Origin of the sequence: Paracoccus kondratievae, from assembly GCF_009301415.1 — a bacterium.
Classification (GTDB): domain Bacteria; phylum Pseudomonadota; class Alphaproteobacteria; order Rhodobacterales; family Rhodobacteraceae; genus Paracoccus; species Paracoccus kondratievae.
In genome coordinates this window covers 1,161,835-1,178,545 of sequence record NZ_CP045072.1, presented here as the reverse complement: position 1 = coordinate 1,178,545, position 16,711 = coordinate 1,161,835, and the positions used below count along the sequence as shown (strand labels likewise).

The 16,711-nt window shown below is 58.5% G+C and carries 13 protein-coding genes and 1 pseudogene; 5 read left to right on the top strand and 9 right to left on the bottom strand.

Annotated elements, in window-relative coordinates; genetic code table 11:
* Nucleotides 1-179 precede the first annotated feature (179 nt).
* Nucleotides 180-1,418: an aromatic ring-hydroxylating oxygenase subunit alpha gene (locus F8A10_RS05930; protein ID WP_152366900.1), complete on the bottom strand. Its 1,239-nt coding sequence runs from the start codon at nucleotides 1,416-1,418 to the stop codon at nucleotides 180-182.
* 112 nt (nucleotides 1,419-1,530) lie between these two features.
* Here F8A10_RS05930 and F8A10_RS05925 point away from each other — a divergent pair, with 112 nt between their 5' ends.
* The gene (locus F8A10_RS05925; protein WP_193668083.1) at nucleotides 1,531-2,406 is read left to right on the top strand and encodes a LysR family transcriptional regulator; all 876 of its coding nucleotides are present in this window, start codon (nucleotides 1,531-1,533) and stop codon (nucleotides 2,404-2,406) included.
* 13 nt (nucleotides 2,407-2,419) lie between these two features.
* Here F8A10_RS05925 and F8A10_RS05920 read toward each other — a convergent pair whose 3' ends face one another.
* The 5 genes from F8A10_RS05920 to F8A10_RS05900 form a co-directional block, all read right to left on the bottom strand.
* Nucleotides 2,420-3,217, bottom strand: a complete 798-nt coding sequence (locus F8A10_RS05920; RefSeq protein WP_152366899.1) for a pyrroline-5-carboxylate reductase family protein — start codon at nucleotides 3,215-3,217, stop codon at nucleotides 2,420-2,422.
* Nucleotides 3,214-4,254: a quaternary amine ABC transporter ATP-binding protein gene (locus F8A10_RS05915; RefSeq protein WP_085502967.1), complete on the bottom strand. Its 1,041-nt coding sequence runs from the start codon at nucleotides 4,252-4,254 to the stop codon at nucleotides 3,214-3,216. The genes F8A10_RS05920 and F8A10_RS05915 overlap by 4 nt, the downstream gene beginning before the upstream one ends.
* Entirely contained in the window at nucleotides 4,247-5,134 is an 888-nt protein-coding gene (locus F8A10_RS05910; RefSeq protein WP_010396360.1) for an ABC transporter permease, read from the bottom strand. The genes F8A10_RS05915 and F8A10_RS05910 overlap by 8 nt, the downstream gene beginning before the upstream one ends.
* Nucleotides 5,135-5,208: 74 nt before the next feature.
* Complete coding sequence (locus tag F8A10_RS05905; RefSeq protein ID WP_085502970.1) at nucleotides 5,209-6,210, bottom strand: ABC transporter substrate-binding protein; 1,002 nt, start codon at nucleotides 6,208-6,210, stop codon at nucleotides 5,209-5,211.
* A gap of 389 nt (nucleotides 6,211-6,599) precedes the next feature.
* On the bottom strand, nucleotides 6,600-7,238 hold the full coding sequence (locus F8A10_RS05900; RefSeq protein ID WP_029372056.1) for a TetR/AcrR family transcriptional regulator: 639 nt from the start codon (nucleotides 7,236-7,238) through the stop codon (nucleotides 6,600-6,602).
* A 147-nt stretch (nucleotides 7,239-7,385) separates the two neighbouring features.
* On the opposite strand from F8A10_RS05900, the gene hpbA reads away from it, so the two are divergent.
* From hpbA to F8A10_RS05885, 3 genes and pseudogenes are all read left to right on the top strand, one after another.
* Nucleotides 7,386-9,422, top strand: a complete 2,037-nt coding sequence (hpbA, locus tag F8A10_RS05895; RefSeq protein WP_152366898.1) for an N-methyl-L-proline N-demethylase HpbA — start codon at nucleotides 7,386-7,388, stop codon at nucleotides 9,420-9,422.
* Nucleotides 9,423-9,458: 36 nt separating this feature from the next.
* Nucleotides 9,459-10,052 (top strand): dimethylsulfonioproprionate lyase family protein, encoded by a 594-nt coding sequence (locus F8A10_RS05890; protein ID WP_152366897.1) that lies wholly within the window; start codon nucleotides 9,459-9,461, stop codon nucleotides 10,050-10,052.
* A gap of 839 nt (nucleotides 10,053-10,891) precedes the next feature.
* A pseudogene (locus tag F8A10_RS05885) lies at nucleotides 10,892-11,350 on the top strand (transposase).
* Between the two features lie 47 nt (nucleotides 11,351-11,397).
* On the opposite strand, the gene F8A10_RS05880 reads toward F8A10_RS05885, so the two are convergent.
* From F8A10_RS05880 to F8A10_RS05870, 3 genes are read right to left on the bottom strand one after another with little or no spacing between them, the layout of a single operon-like run.
* Nucleotides 11,398-12,378, bottom strand: a complete 981-nt coding sequence (locus F8A10_RS05880) for a GGDEF domain-containing protein (RefSeq protein ID WP_152366896.1) — start codon at nucleotides 12,376-12,378, stop codon at nucleotides 11,398-11,400.
* Nucleotides 12,378-12,947 carry a heme NO-binding domain-containing protein gene (locus tag F8A10_RS05875; RefSeq protein ID WP_152366895.1) on the bottom strand — a complete coding sequence of 190 codons (570 nt, stop codon included), beginning with the start codon at nucleotides 12,945-12,947 and terminating at the stop codon, nucleotides 12,378-12,380. The genes F8A10_RS05880 and F8A10_RS05875 overlap by 1 nt, the downstream gene beginning before the upstream one ends.
* Before the next feature lie 25 nt (nucleotides 12,948-12,972).
* Entirely contained in the window at nucleotides 12,973-15,162 is a 2,190-nt protein-coding gene (locus F8A10_RS05870) for a ComEC/Rec2 family competence protein (protein ID WP_227493340.1), read from the bottom strand.
* 121 nt (nucleotides 15,163-15,283) lie between these two features.
* Between F8A10_RS05870 and gltX the strand changes: the two genes are divergently transcribed.
* Complete coding sequence (gltX, locus tag F8A10_RS05865) at nucleotides 15,284-16,690, top strand: glutamate--tRNA ligase (RefSeq protein WP_085502548.1); 1,407 nt, start codon at nucleotides 15,284-15,286, stop codon at nucleotides 16,688-16,690.
* Nucleotides 16,691-16,711: the final 21 nt, after the last annotated feature.

The following is a 16,711-nucleotide window of genomic DNA, read 5'->3' as shown; positions in this document are numbered from 1 at the left end:
GATGGCAGAGGTCCGATGCCCGATACCCTGAGGCACCGGCTCATAGGTGAAAAGCGCCCCCGAAGGGCTGCGGAATGCAAAGGTCATAACATTCGGCACCTCTTCCAGGCATGAGACGCTTTCCAGCTCTTCGGTATCGCTCCAAAAGGACAGGGCGGGTCATGTCGCTGCGGTCATCGTCACTCGGCTGCCATGCGTTCAGGGATGAGGGCACGTTCCATCCACGCGGCATACCAGTCGATGAACTGGATCACCCCGCTTTCCCAGTCGGGCGCATAGGGACCGGGGACATAGGCCGGCGAAAGGATGCCCTGCTGGTTCGTCTCGACGATCTCGCGATCCTCGTCATTGGTGGCGATCCAGACCTCGGTCAGGCGTTTGAGGTCATAATCGACGCCCTCAACCGCATCCTTGTGAACAAGCCATGTGGTTGTCACCTCGGTTTCGGTCGGGCTGATCGGCATGACCCGGAAAGTCAGCGAGTGGTCGGACAGGAAATGGTTCCAGGTCGAGGGGTAATGGAACACCAACAGTGAACCCGCGTCAGGCAGTGCCACCCGGCCAAGTGGCTTTTGTACCCCGGCCTTGCCGTCCATCGTATAGCTGACCGCGGTTTCCTGCAGCGGCATCCGTGCAAGCCGGAACTGTCCGTCTCCTGACAGCAGGAACTGCGCCGGAGCGCCCGCCGCCGCGCAACGGTCGAAATGCGCCTGCAGCCGTGCTGAGATCGAGCCATCAGCCGCGACGCCCGCGACTTCGGGGTCCAGCGGGAATGACCGGCACAGGGCAGGGTGGTTACCGCTGCAATGATAGCATTCGCGGTTGTTTTCCCAGACCAGCTTCCAGTTGCCTTTTTCGATGATCGTCGAGCTATGGGCGACCTTGGCATCCTCAAGGTCATGGACCTCCAGATAAGGGGCGGCCTGCCGGGCGAAATCGTCGAAATCCGGGGGATCATCCGACAGGCAGACATAAATCAGCCCCCTGAGATTGCGCAGCGCGACCGGCCGCAACCCATGCCGCGCCGGGTCGAAATCGGGGCCCATATTGCTTGCCCAAACCAATGAGCCGTCAAGGTCGTAGGTCCATTGATGATAGGGGCAGACCAGCTTTGCGACCTTGCCGTGATGCTCTTTGCAGATGATTGAACCGCGATGCCGGCATGAGTTGTGAAAGGCGCGGATCTGATCGTCGCGACCCCGGACAATGACGATGTTATAGGCGCCTATACGCATGGTGGCATAGGCGCCGGGTTTTGCAAGCTGGCAGGCCGGGATGGCATAAAGCCACTCGCGGTAGAAGATATTCTCAAGATCCTGCTGATAGATCTTGGCCGAGGTGTAAAAGGGCTGCTCCAGCGCATGACCGGGAATGCGGCGTTGAAGCAGGGTACGAATATCAGGATGGGTGGCGTTCATTTTCGGCTTCCCGCTGAGGATTGAACTTATCCGGTAATCCGTCAGAAGAAGCCTGCTTGACAACGGCATAAATTTTCATCCTGGATTAGTTCATCTAAATTGAAGGACCGCCGTGCCCAGCCCCTATGACTTTGCCTCAATGACGGCGCTGATCTGTTTTGAGGCGGCAGCCCGCAACCTTGGCTTCAAGGCTGCCGCACAAGAGATGAACGTGACCCCTGCCGCGATCAGCCATCAGATCAAGGCGCTTGAGCAGGATCTGGGCTGCGCGCTGTTCTTGCGCCGCCATCGCGGGGTCGAACTGACGGAAAAGGGGGCATTCCTGCTGGTCGCGCTGCAACGCGGCTTTGAGACAATCTCGGACACCGTCAGTCAGCTGCGTGATCGGCCGGATACCGCCGACGTGACCATTCGCGCCACCACCGCCGTCAGCGCGCTGTGGCTGACGCCAAAGATTACCGCATTCTGGAAAATCCACCCCGAAATCACTGTCTCGCAGATCATCAGTGATGTGGCCGCTACGACAAGCCGCCACGACCTCAGCATCGGCTATGCTGCGACGGGCGATGGCAGTGGCGAATGGCGCGAGATATTCCGCGACCAGATCCGCGCCTATGGCACGCCACGCTTTGCCAAAGAGCATGCAATCAGCCGGGTTGAAGACCTGCTGCGCGCCCCTTTGATCCATATGAACGATGACAATAACGGCTGGACGAATTGGAGCGATTGGTTCCGGGCGCTTGGCCATCCGCCTCCGACGGGTCGAGGCCTGTTTGTCACCAACCATATGATTGCGCTGCAGGCGGCCGAGGATGATGTCGGCGCGGTGATGGGGTGGGAAGGTTTGATGCCGCGTGCCCTTCAAGCCGGGCGGCTGACCTGTCTGGTCCCGGAAAGCATCCCTTCGCCCTTGGCCTTTTCCCTGCGGCTTAGCCCGCGCGCCTCAAAACGCGCGCGGCTTTTTGCAGATTGGCTGACGCAGGGATAGGCGGCAGGGGTGGTCAGACCTGATCACCCGCGTCAATGGTCATGCGTCTTGCCTTGTCGGTAGCCGCCGCCAACGCAACGGTTACGGCCTTGGCAAACCCGGCAGCTTCGGCGGCCTCGATCCCGGCAGCGGTGGTGCCACGATAGCCACGATAGGCGGCGAGCAGCTCCGGTGCCTCGGTCATCCGACCTTCAAGCAGCCGCGCGCCGCCGACAACAGCCGCCTCGGCGGCGCGCCAGGCGATGACATCAGATACACCCTGTGCCCGCATGAACCCGGCCATCGCAACCGCCATCATTGCCGGATAGGCCGCACCTGAGCCGGGCAGGGCGGTCATGAGGTCAATCTGAGCTTCGGTCTCAAGCTCGTCCGTGGTGCCTATGGCTGACAGTACGCGCCGGACCGTGGCCCTGTCGGCCTCGCTTACCCCTTCGGCGGCCCAGAAGGGGGAGTAGGACGCGCCGATCTCGGCCGCAGCGTTGGGCATGGCACGAACGATCCGCCCCCTGCAACGCGACAGGGTACGGGCGTCGATCCCGGCCATGAACGAGATGATGAGCCGTCCATCCGCTTTTAGCTCCAGCGCCGCCCAGTCCTCGGGCCTGACCGAAACAACCACCACTTCGCTTTGCGCGACCAGATCGGCGGCATTCGCCACCCAGATGACGTTCTCATACCCGTGATAGTCTGGTCTTGGGCCGCTGCGGTTTAGCAAGACTAACTCGTCAGGCCGGGAAATGCCGCGCGACAAGAGGCCCGCGCCCAGCGCAGAGCCAAGCCAGCCTGTCGCGCCGATGATGCCGGTCCTCATGCCGCCGGCTTTGTCCCGCCGGCATAGGCGTTGATGGCATTGTCGAACTGGATAGTGCCGACATCGCGCCCATCCCCGGCGGTGACAAGCAGTGTCTGGACCCGTGCCTCGGCCATCTGACGAAGCGCCTCGGCCAGCGAGGCGTTGGCGTCGATGCGGGGCGCGTCCCCGGTACCTTCCTGGGCAGGTGACATGATTGAAGACACCTTGAGTACCTTGCCACGATCGACATGCTGCACGAAATTCGCGACGTAATCATCGGCCGGACGCAGCACGATATCCTGTGCCGAGCCTTGCTGGATCACCAGGCCGTCACGCAAAAGCGCGATCCGGTCACCGATACGTAGCGCCTCATCAAGGTCATGGGTGATAAAGACGATGGTCTTTCGCACCTCTTGTTGCAGATCCAGCAGCACGGTTTGCATGTCATAGCGGATCAGGGGGTCGAGGGCCGAGTAAGCCTCATCCATCAGCAGGATCGGTGCGTCATTGGCCAGTGCCCGGGCCAGGCCAACGCGCTGTTGCATACCGCCCGAAAGCTGGCTTGGATAGTTCTTTTCAAAGCCCTTCAGGCCGACCCGCTCAATCCAGCGCATGGCAGTGCGGTAACGCTCGGCCTCGGGAATGCCCTGTACTTCAAGCCCGTAGGCGGCGTTGTCTAGCACGGTGCGATGGGGCAGCAGCGCAAATTTCTGGAACACCATCGCCGTTTTGTGGCGGCGGAATTCGCGCAGCTCGTCCTGAGACATGTCGACGACATTGCGGCCCTCGATCTCGATCTCTCCGGTGGTCGGGTCGATCAGCCGGTTGATATGGCGGATCAGTGTTGATTTGCCCGAGCCGGACAGGCCCATGATCACCTGAATGCTGCCCGGCGTGATCGAGATATTGATGTCGCGCAGGCCCAGCACATGGCCGTGATTTGCCTGTAGTTCCGCCTTGGTCATCCCCGCGCGGACGGCGTCCACATAGGCGGCCGGCGTCGGGCCAAAGATCTTGTAAAGATTGCGGATCTCGATACCGATCGGATCAGCCATGGCTTGCCTCACGATGTTTTTGCAGCCGCTTGCCCCAGGCCTGGCTGATGCGGTCGAACAGAATGGCGATGCCGACGATGGCGAAACCGTTGAACACGCCCAGGGTGAAATATTGGTTATTGATGGCACGCAGCACCGGCTGGCCCAGCCCCTGCACCCCGATCATTGAGGCAATCACCACCATGGCGAGCGCCATCATGATGGTCTGGTTGATCCCTGCCATAATCGTCGGCAATGCGAGCGGCAGCTCGGCTTTGACGAGCTTTTGCCAGGCCGAGGAACCAAAGGCATCGGCTGCCTCAAGCACCTCGGGGTCGACCTGCCGTATGCCAAGGTTGGTCAGGCGGATCATCGGGGGCAGGGCATAGATCACGACCGCGATCAGCCCCGGAACCTTGCCGATACCCAAAAGCATGACGACCGGGATCAGGTAGACAAAGCTTGGCATGGTCTGCATCACGTCAAGCACCGGGTTCAGCACCGCGCGAAAACGGTCAGAACGAGCCATGAAAATGCCAAGTGGCAGGCCGATGATGATCGAAAGAACCGTCGCGGCAAGGACCATCGACACGGTTTTCATCGTATCCTCCCACATGCCGAACAGGCCGATCAGCACGAGGGTCAGGATCGAGCCAACGACAACGCGCCAGCTGCGGCTTGCGCCCCAGGCAAGGCCTGCGACCACAAGCAGGATGATCGGCCAGGGGGTGCCGGTCAGCAGCCGTTCGGACCAGATCAGCAAAGTTTGCAGCGGGCTGAAAAAGCCCTCGATCATGTCGCCGTAACTGCGGGTGAAATTGCGAAATGCCTCATCGATGACCTTCTTGAGGTCACGAAGATAGCTATCGTCGAGCTGGGGAAATGAGGTTGACCATGTCATGGTGATCTCGTCCGCGCTGGATCGGAAAGGGAAGGGCGGGCAGCATCGGCGCCCGCCCGGAAAAGGCGCTGCGCTTACAGCGCGGCCTTGATGCGTTCCGCCGCCTCGGGCGTGACCCAGGGGGTCCACATCGCCTCGTTATTGCGCAGGAATTCGCGCGCCCCATCCTCACCCGTGGCCTGGTTGTCGGTCATCCACGCCATCAGCTTGTTCACAGTCTCATTCGTCCAGCTGCGTTTGGACAGATAGTCGATGACTGCGGGATCTGCCTCATCAGCGAATTGTTTGGAGACCAGCGTAAAGACGTTATCGACCGGAAAGGCGTTCGGTTTGGGATCCTGACAGTCAGGAATCGAGGTGCAGCGCTTCCACTCTTCGGGGTCGTGCTCCATGCCGAAATCGACTGCGACCATGTCGTATTTGCCCAGCAGCGAGGTCGGCTCCCAGTAGAAGCCGAGCCACGGCTCTTTGCGTTCATAGGCACGCGCGATCGAGCCATCGAGCCCGGCAGCAGAGCCGGTATCAACCAGCGTGAAACCGTGGCTTTCGATATCCAGCGCCTTGGCAAGCTGGGTGGTGACGACAGTGCCGCCCCAGCCTTGCGGACCGTTGTACACCGCGCCTTTCGAGGCATCCTCGGGGGCCGGGAACAGTTCGGGATGGGCGAGGATTTCCTCGATCTTGTTCAGGTTCGGATGCTCGTCCAGCATATAGCGCGGAATGAACCAGCCCTGCTGGCCGCCATCAGACAGCGAGCGGCCAAGCGAGACGATCTTTTCCTCTTTCAAGCCGGCATCGACGATCTCGGGCATGAGGTCCACCCAGGATTCGGGAACGACCTCGGGCTTGCCCTTTTCGACCAGCGAGGTGATCGAGGGCACGGTGTCGCCGGCAACGATCTCGGCATTGCAGCCATAACCTTCGTTCAGGATAAAGCGGTCGAGCTCGGCCAGAACCTCGGCGCTTTGCCAGTTCATGCTGGCGATCGAAAGGCTGCCACAGTCGGCCGAGGCAGCCCCGGCCATCGCCATCAGCGGCAGGGCAAGGGCTGTGCCGAAACGAATGGATTTTTTCATGGTTCTTTCCCCTGTAGCGACATTGGTTACGGCTGCCCGGCCCGTCGCCGAAGGCGGGGCGCCTGATTTGGGTCAGGAGGATATTCCTGCCGGCTTGCGCCGCGGCCGGCATGTCGCCGCCGTGGCAATTCTGATAAGGAAGGCCGACCCGGTCACCAGCGGCGGGGCCGGGGCACGTCGGGCCAGAGGTTTTAGGTCGGAAGGGGCAAGATCGGACAAGATGATGCCAGCCGTGAAAGGGTTTTCCGGACGATCAAGAGCCGCCTGAGTTTTATCCTGTCCGCTTCGCGGGCATGGGAATGCAACGATTGCGTCACATCCTGCAACGATATCGTCATTCCCGTATGCACATTCCGGGGCAGGGGGTCCGCATTCCCTCGCCGTCCCGATCATGGTGGCGGTCGCCGGAACGGGACGAAACGGGCGTTGAAGCGGGCGATTTCACGCGGGGCCGGGGCCTCGCCAGTATAGATTTCAACATAGGCCGGGATGCGTGTCAGCCGTGTCTCGATATCCTCTTGCGCACGCATCGAAATATAGCCGATCTGGGTCAGATAGATCGTGCGCGCCCGCACATCGGCAAGTGCCGGGTTGTGTCCCCACGTGGTCAGCATGTCACGCAAGGCACTAAGCCGTGCCTCATCCGCAGCCTCGATCCGCGCCGCCACCTTACGATCCTGCAGGGCCCAGCTGCGCACTGCGAATTCCAGTCGGGAATCAAAGGCGTCCAGCAGAAAGCAGGCCAAAAGATTCAACATCGCCTCGGTCTGCGTCTCGGCATATTCCTGGGTCGCAGCGATAAAGGGCCGGGTGGTCCGCGCCTCCCACCCTTCGATAAGCGCGGTCAGCAGCGCCTCTCGATCCTCGAAGAACCAGTAGAAGCTGGTACGCGACAGGTTCAGTTGCCGGGCGAGAGGCAGGATTTTAACCGCGTCAATGCCGCTGTCGATCAGCGCCCGATAGCCAGCCTCTAGCCAGCCTTCGCGTGACCCACGCCAGCCCGTTTCAGGAGCAACAAGGTTTTCCATGCCTGCCTGCATAGCCCGCTGCACGATTCGGCTCAACCCGATTGTTCATAGGTGCATACTTTAGGATCATGCGTGAATTTTTTATTGACACATATGAACATTTCTCGCCTTGCTTATGGGGACGAATCCACCTCCACAGGCAGAGCCATGTCGAACGATCCTCTTTTGCAGCCCTTTCAGCTGAAGCATCTGACGCTTCGCAACCGGATCATGATCACCAGCCACGAGCCGGCCTATCCCGAGGACGGCATGCCAAAAGACCGCTACCGTGCCTATCATGTCGAACGTGCTAAGGCGGGTGTGGCGCTGACAATGACTGCGGGTTCGGCAGCAGTATCGCGCGACAGCCCGCCGGTCTTTAACAACATCCTTGCCTGGAAGGATGAGGTTGTGGGCTGGATGAAGCGCCTGGTCGATGAATGTCACGATCATGGCGCGGCGGTGATGATCCAACTGACCCATCTGGGACGCCGCACACGCTGGGACAAGGCGGACTGGCTGCCGGTGGTCGCGCCCAGCCATGAGCGTGAGGCGGCCCATCGCGCCTTTCCCAAGCGGATCGAGGACTGGGACATCACCCGCATCATCCGCGACTTTGCTGATGCAGCCGAGCGTATGAAGGCGGCGGGTGTCGACGGTATCGAACTTGAGGCCTATGGCCATCTGCTTGAACAATTCTGGTCGCCGCTGACCAATGACCTTGACCCGCCCTATGGTGGTTCTCTGGAAAACCGGCTGCGCTTTACGCTTGAGGTCCTGCAAGCGATCCGCGACCGTTGCGGACCCGAGTTTATCGTCGGTCTGCGTTATACCGGTGATCAGATGCAGCCGGGCGGCATGACCGCTGGCGAGGGGCTGCAGGTGTCGCAGATGCTCAGGAACAGCGGGCTTGTTGATTTCCTGAACGTGGTGCGGGGTCACATCGACACTGATCCGGGCCTTACAGATGTGATCCCGGTGCAGGGGATGCGCAACGCCCCGCATCTGGAATTCGCGGGGCAGATCCGCAAGGCCACCGATTTTCCGACCTTCCACGCAGCCAAGATCCCGGATGTACCGACAGCGCGCCATGCCATCGCCTCGGGACTGCTGGATATGGTTGGCATGACGCGGGCGCATATGGCCGACCCCCATCTGGTCCGCAAGGTGATCGAGGGGCGCGAGGATGATATCCGCCCCTGCGTTGGTGCGAACTATTGCCTTGACCGCATTTATCAGGGCGGGCTGGCGTTCTGCCTGCACAACGCAGCTACTGGTCGTGAAGAGACCATGCCGCATGTAATTCCGGCTGCTACAGCCAGAAAGCGTGTCACCATCGTGGGCGCTGGTCCTGCCGGACTCGAGGCTGCTCGCGTTGCTGCCGAGCGGGGCCATGAAGTCACCGTCTTTGAGGCCGCAGATGAACCTGGGGGCCAGATCCGCCTGACCGCGCTGGATGAGCGTCGGCGCGAGATGATCTCAATCGTCGCCTGGCGCATGGCGCAGTGCGAAAAGCGGGGCGTCACCTTCCGCTTCAACACCTATGCCGAGGCCGAGGATGTGTTGACGACCACCCCTGACGAAGTCATCATCGCTACTGGCGGCCTGCCTCATACCGATGTGCTGGGGCAAGGCAACGACCTTGTCTGCTCGGCATGGGACATCCTGTCGGGTGATGTAAAGCCGGGCCGGAATGTACTGATCTTTGACGATGCAGGCGATCATTCTGCCCTGCAGGCGGCTGATCTGATCTCGGCCACCGGAGCGAGGGTCGAGATTGTCACCCCGGATCGCAGCTTTTCACCCGAGGTCATGGCAATGAACCTCGTACCTTATATGCGTAACCTGCAAAAACGGGACACTACCTTTACCGTGACTTGGCGACTGCAATCGGTGACGCGCGATGGAAATATGCTGCGGGCGCGGCTGGGCAGCGACTATGGCGATTTTACCCGTGACAGGATGGTCGATCAGGTCGTCGTTAACCACGGCACCAGGCCGCTGGATGAGCTGTATTTTGCGCTGAAGCCGCTATCCGCAAACCTGGGTGAGGTGGATTATGACGCGCTGACATCGGGTCGCCTTCAAGCGGTTCACAAGAATCCCGAGGGTCGTTTCCGCTTGTTCCGTATCGGCGACGCGGTCTCTGCGAGGAATACCCATGCCGCGATCTATGACGCGCTCAGGCTGGTCAAGGATCTGTAAATACGAACAGCACCCCCAATGAGGAGGCAATGCGAGATGCCCAGACCTCAAGTTCTGCAAGACTTCCTCGATATCGCACTTCCGGCCATGCAGGCGCGTGCCCATGACGGCAACTCGCCTGCCTCGCTGGAAGCTATTGCCGAGGCGAGCCGATCCGAGGGGCAGGGGGGTGCAGCCCCCCTTAGGCTTCCTGTGGTGGATATTTGGCTTGCTGAGGCGTTGAACCGGCAGATCGAGGATCGGGATCTCACCAGTCTTTTGCAAGCGGTGAGGCGCCTTGCGCCGTTGCTCTGCTGGCGAAGACGAACAGGAGACGCCACCGCCAGCCCCGGGTTTGCGGAAAATCATGCCAATGCAATGCTGCTTGGTCCCGGTGGTATTGAAGAGCGGCGTGACATCTGGCTGGGCTTAAGCCTGCTTGCCCCAGGTACGCGTTATCCCGACCATCAGCATATGCCCGAGGAAACTTATCTGGTACTCTCGCCGGGCAGTTTCCGCAAACCGGGACGGAACTGGTTTCAGCCGGGGATCGGTGGCAGCTTCTACGTGCCGCCGAATGCGATTCATGCCATGCGATCGGAGGATGAGCCTTTGCTCGCACTCTGGGCGCTTCGCAATATGGGCAGCTAAGATATCGGGGCAGTGATACCGGCGTTCATGCTGGTCCCTTTGGGCGCCGTTGCAATATGTCAGCACGCTCCCCATCAAAACACCGGCGTTATATTTGTGGTTATCCGGTCACCACACAGCTGCGCGAGGTGGCCGGATGATCAATACTTCGGCTGTTCGATAGCTGATAACGCGAATTATGTAATTAAACTGTGCTGGTACGTTTGATCCACTATGATAGCTGTGCGGTTCTCCGCCCCATCTGCGATCACTAGTAATGGGGCATCCTGCAATGAAACACATCGCAAGATGTAGCTTGCTGACGATCTGCCGCTAACCCCTAGTTTGATATCGGAGGAACGGCGAAGTCCACAGGCTATCCCCTCATGGTCGTTGTGCACATCACTCTTAGATGGTTTGCCTGCGCAGCGGAAAGTGCCACACAGCCTGAGCGACGGTTTCATCGAAAATCATCTGGTCGAAGCAGGTTACGTTGAAAGCTCGCGGTCGCGATCTTTAGCGGTGAACAGCCCTCGCAATTGCGTGTTGGGCGAGCGTTGTGGTAGATTTTGGAGACGGTGATGATATGCGCTCGGGGCACGAGCCCGAATGGCGATCCCGGACAAACAAGGCATATTTGGGGCGCTGCGTGGCCAGCACGCGCAGCTGTCGAAACATTCTACCACAGCTATAACGCGTCCAGGGCAGGCAAGCTGCCAGTCGAAGCCCTCGAACAGAGCGGCAAACTGGGCTGGACACATCCTTATCACGCCAACTTGCAGACAATTCCTTGAGTTGGGACCTATATTCTTGAATGCTGGCGGGCGGGATGCTTCAAACTCCCGACTTGGAGAGGGATCATGAGCGAGCTTTACCGGCTGACAGACGCGCAGATTGAGCAACTGCGGCCGCTCTTTCCGAAGTCCCGGGCAGGCCGATGACCTGCGGGTGTTGAGCGGGATAATCTTCATCCTGCGCAATGGGTTGATGTGAAAGGACGCGCCTGCAGCCTATGACCCGCCGAAGACGCTCTGCAACCGCTGGAAGCGGTGGAACCGGATGGGCGGTTCGCCACGATCATGACCGAACAGGCTGCCGAAGCGCAGAAGACCGGGATCGAGACGGGTATTTCGCCGTGCATCCCCTCCCGCACCGGCCGGAAAACCTCGATCCCGCATGACACCGGACTCTACCGCCTGCACCACCGGATCGAGAACATGTTCGCACGCCTCAAGGACTGGCGACGCATCGAAACCCGATACGACCGATGCCCGATCCTGTCCCTCTCCGCCTGCGCCCTGGCCACAAACGTCATATAGTGGTTGTGAGCCCTGATTCTAGCGGCCGCAAAAAGCGGGCGTCAAGCTCACAAGACCACCGCCTCCTTCCAGATAATAAATTTCCCCTGTCCGTAAGATTTGGCTTTGTAAAGAGCTTTATCGGAAAATTCGAGTAATTTCTCGCGGCAATTTCCTTGCCGATCGTCCGGGATGGCTATTCCGATGCTGGCTGAAACTTTTCGTAGAACGGACGGTAATTTTATCGTCTCAATTTTTGTGATAATCCGCTTGGATATTTTCTGTATTTCTGAGTGGGGTTCTGTGGTGAATATTAAAAGAAGGAATTCATCTCCACCAACCCGGAAAACTTTATCATCTGCCCTGACCTCTTCGGTAAGGATAGTGGAAACCTCTATTAAAATTCTATCGCCGGCCGAGTGACCTAGTAGATCATTGACTTCTTTGAATCTGTCGAGATCAAGGTGAAGGAGGGCAAAGGGGTGGATTTTTCTTCTCTCAAAAGCCGCAGAGAACTCAGAGTCGAATCCTCGTCTGTTCAGGAGGCCAGTTAACGGGTCGGTAATAGAGAGAATTTGCGCCTGATTCCGCGCTGCTTCCAGGTATGTGTTTGCCCGAGCGAGCTCTGATAAAGCTGCTAAATTTGCTTCGTGAAGAAACAGGAACTCCATGGCAAGATCTGAAGGAGAGAAATCTGTGCTGGTTAAATTATATTCTTGAACTGCAGATGAGAGATGTACGCCAAATCCCAAGTTTATAATAGAAATATTTTGTGATATTTTTATACTTTGTCCCCTTAGGGGAAGGGGGAGGTCGCCATTAATGCGCAGAAGAAATCTTTCTGCGGATGGGTTTCCTGAAAATATCTGACTCAGGAAATATTTCACACCAAATTCATCTGGGAACAAAAACATTTCATCAATTTTTGATACATTTCCCAGAATTTTTGCTAGAATTTTTCCACATGAGTAAACCCTGCCCTCCGGGTCTACTGCGAGATGCATGGGCATAAGTTTCCCGAGATCTCCTGAGTTGATTTCCAAACTCATCACGTGTCTCCATGTAGCGGTGAGAGTGCAAAGTGCCGCTTTCCGACATAATTGGAAATTGCCACAGCGACCTTAATGCGGTCACGTTTTACTGTGATAATAGCAAGGGTGCCATAATCATCGGCCATTCCTCGCAAAATACCAGCTATCACTCGTAGCAGGCCAGGTTCTCTCTTACTGGTGGTGATCTGATAAAGTTTGGTTGCAAGTAATTCTGTTTCCAGATCGGGAACCTCAAGACTGGGGATGATCAGCCGAATGCGATCGGGTAGCTCTCCTAAAGACTCTGTAAATTCTTCAAAGCTTGACCCGCTGAATCGTAGCAGGCGACGGATCTTTTCCTGCCGGGTCAGCCACGATCCCATATCCTCTAGAAACTCGTTTACCGATTTTTCAAGTATTTTGGCGGATGTGATCACTATTGAATATGTAATATTGTCCGAGACTTCGTTCCAGGTAAGAAAACTGTCGGCTTTTATCCCGACCTTGGTCACGACCTGACTCCAAATATCTCTATCGTAGTTACTGCAGATGAAAGCTTCGATGCAGCGATTTATTAATCCGTGCATTTTCTCAGTACCGTGCTTTATTCATTTAAGAGGAGCTACTGCTCCAGAATCGTTTTTGGGGGGATGTTTCAGTGGAAATAACCTCTAATCTGTTCTGGTGGAGATATATTGCTGTAGCGCCATGGATGCGCAGATAGTCAGTATCTACGATCAGGCACCCTTCTTTGGACGTCTTCCCGTCTGATAGTCTTCCGGTAATCACAACAATTTCCTGATTCTGGCAGAACGTACCAGAATTCTGCTCAGCAGAACTTTTCGTCAAATGGCGGATAAGCAGTGGGTTTGCACTCTGAGTTAGCTTGGCTACGCGGTTTGATGCTTCGCCGCGCCAAAGCTGATGGGCTGCGGCCTGAACTTGATCTGCAGGATCACCGTCAGCCTCCAGCCAATTGCGGACAGCAAAACTACCACCAGTTGGTTTTGAAGGCACACGTCCAGCAGGCGTCATAATTGCGACCGCATCGCCTTGAGCCGAAATAAGAATATCGGGGCGCCTGTCTGTCAGCCATAGAATGATCGCACCTACCATCAAGACTGCCCCGGCCAGGCGTCGGGAGAATAGCGCTGCGCGGTGGTATCCTCCCATGGGACCAAGTGTCACCAACACTGCACCTATGGCCATGACCGGCAGGACCGAGTTTGGTGCCGCCGGGATCAGCATCACTGCTCCACGCAAGTCAGCGATCCATTGAGCGATCATCAGCATCCAACTTGTACCGACACCCATCAACCACAGTGCTGGCTGCGCCAGTCCGATAGGTGCGAGCAGAGCCGCCATGGCACCACCGGGCATGACCAGTACTCCAACGACCGGCACAACAAGCATATTTGCAAGCAATCCGTACTGGGTCATTCGGCCGAAATGGGCAGCAGCAATCGGTGCGGTGGCGAGACTTGCTACCAGCGATGAGACGACAAGCATCAGGATTGGCCTTGTCCACCAAGTCAGGTGTGGTGAAACTTTCAGCCACGGCTCATGTACAAGGATCAGTGCGACTGTGGCGGCAAAACTCATCTGAAAACCGGGGTCAGTCAGTGCCTCGGGTTTCACCACCAGAACTATAGTCGCTGCGACTGCAACGGTGCGCAAAGAAACCGCACGCCTGTCTGCAATGATCGCGAGCAGCATTACCGCGACCATGATGAAAGAGCGCTCGGTCGCAACACCGCCACCTGACAGCCAAAGATACACCCCGGCTGCGGTAAGCGCGCCGGCTGCGGCAAGCTTGTGCAGTGGGCCGGGCCGAAGCCCTGTTGCACCCTGTATTGCGGTGCCGACAAGCCGAAGACCGGCATAGACGAACCCCGCGAGCATACTCATATGCAGGCCTGAGATCGAGATGATGTGGTACAGGTTCGAATCGCGCATGATCTGATTGGTCTGCTCGGCGATTCCCGAGCGGTCGCCAGTCATCAACGCCGCTGCTACTGCTCCGGCCTGTCCGCCGATTTTCTGGCGCATGGATTCCGCGAGGTTCATCCGCAGCCGATGCATGCTGAGCAACCCGTCCCCAGCCGGAGGTGCTACGGTCAGCACCGGCGTGCGGGCGTAACCAACAGCCCCTAGCCGCTCGAACCAGGCGAGGCGGCGAAAGTCGAAAGCGCCAGGCTCAGTCGGGCCTGCGGGCGGGGCAAGATGCGCGGTCAGCATCACCTGCTGCCCGGGCACAGGCAAAGTCTCGTAATCATGCAGGGAGACCCGCACCCGTTCCGGAGTCCGGGTTGGCGGCACCTTATGCAGCCTTACCCGGTCAAGCAGCAGCCGGATGCGGTCGCTGGAAGAGCGATCAATGCCGATTACCCGACCTTCTACCGGTCCATAATAACGAAACCCCAGCACCGGAGCCGCGACCATATGCGCCCTGCCCCCGGCCAGCCCGGCGCCTAGCGTGATAAGGCACAGCGCCAGCCCGACAAGCCGCAAACGGTCGGCCCATGGCCAGCCGATGCGCCCTGTTTCCGCCAATCTGGGCGCTGCAAGCGATAAAAGCAGGCTCATCCCCCCGATTAGCACCAGCGCTGCGTAGAACCTGCGGCCGGGCTCATCGCGCAGCAGAAACCAGCCGCCGATACCAAGCGCCAGCCAAAAGGGTATCCAGGGTAGCAGCCCGGCACGCAACGTGACCGGAGGCCTTGGTACCGCGCTCTGCGATGCCAGCCGCTCCCTACGGACCACCGGCAGGCCAATCAGGGAGGTTTTTACCGATTCCGTCACCAAAACTTGTCCTTGTCGCATCACTTGCGTATCTGTGACGGCAAGATTGGCATGCCGACTCTTTCAGAAGAGTTAATCGACGCAGCCAGTATCCCTGTTTTCTGGATCGACCGGACCTCGCATGATTGATTCCTCCCCTGTTGTGACCCGCTTTGCCCCCTCTCCGACCGGCTATCTGCATATCGGCGGCGCGCGAACGGCACTTTTCAACTGGCTTTATGCCCGTGGCCGGGGCGGGAAATTTCTGCTGCGGATCGAGGATACCGACCGTGCGCGGTCAACACCCGAGGCGACTGAGGCGATCTTGGAAGGTCTGCGCTGGCTGGGGCTGGACTGGGATGGTGAGCCGACCAGCCAGTTCGCCTGCCGTGAACGCCATGCTGAGGTCGCCCGCGCAATGCTGGAAAACGGGACGGCCTATAAATGTTTCTCGACTGTCGAAGAGATCGAGCAGTTCCGCGAAGCAGCCAAGGCCGAAGGGCGTTCGACGCTGTTTCTTTCGCCTTGGCGCGATGCGGATCCGGCGACCCATCCTGATGAGCCCTATGTCATTCGGCTAAAGGCGCCTCGCAGCGGAGAAACTGTGGTTCATGACGCTGTGCAAGGCGACGTGACCTTTGCCAATGAACAGCTGGATGACATGGTCCTGCTGCGCTCGGACGGGACGCCCACCTATATGCTGGCGGTGGTGGTCGATGACCATGACATGGGTGTCACCCATGTTATCCGCGGCGATGATCACCTGACAAATGCTGCGCGGCAGATTCAGATCTATCAGGGCATGGGCTGGCAGATCCCGGTGTTCGCCCATATTCCGCTGATCCATGGACCTGACGGCAAGAAATTGTCCAAGCGTCACGGAGCGGTCGGTCTGCATGAATATGCGGCTATGGGTTATCCAGCGGCGGCGATGCGCAATTACCTTGCCCGTCTTGGCTGGAGCCATGGCGACGACGAGCTTTTCGATGATGAGCAGGCCAAGGCATGGTTCGACCTCAACGGGATTGGCAAGGCTCCTGCCCGGCTGGACTTCAAGAAACTTGAGCATGTCAGCGGCTGGCATATCGCGCGGATGAGCGACGATGATATTTTGGCCGAAATTGCGACCTTCCTCGCAGCTACTGGGGCTGCGCCGTTGGAAGAGCGCCAGATTTCGCGTATCCGTCCGGCGCTTGAGGCATTGAAAGCCAAGGCAAAAACCCTGCCCGCGCTGCTTGATCAGGCCCATTTCGCCCTGATCGATCGTCCGGTCGAGATCGAAGAAAAGGCCGCATCGGCGCTGGATTCTGTATCCCGTGGTATACTGAGTGAATTGACTGCCGCAGTGCAGAATGCTAGCTGGAGCCGTGACGAACTCGAAGCGGCAGCCAAGCAAATCGGCGAGTCGCACGGGCTGGGATTGGGCAAGATCGCGGCACCGCTTCGTGCGGCGCTCGCTGGCCGCAGTTCAACCCCCAGCGTGTTCGATATGATGTTAGCACTTGGCCGCGAAGAGACGCTGGCCCGGCTGCAGGATCAGGCGGGCTAAGGCCCGCTCCCATCACCCGGC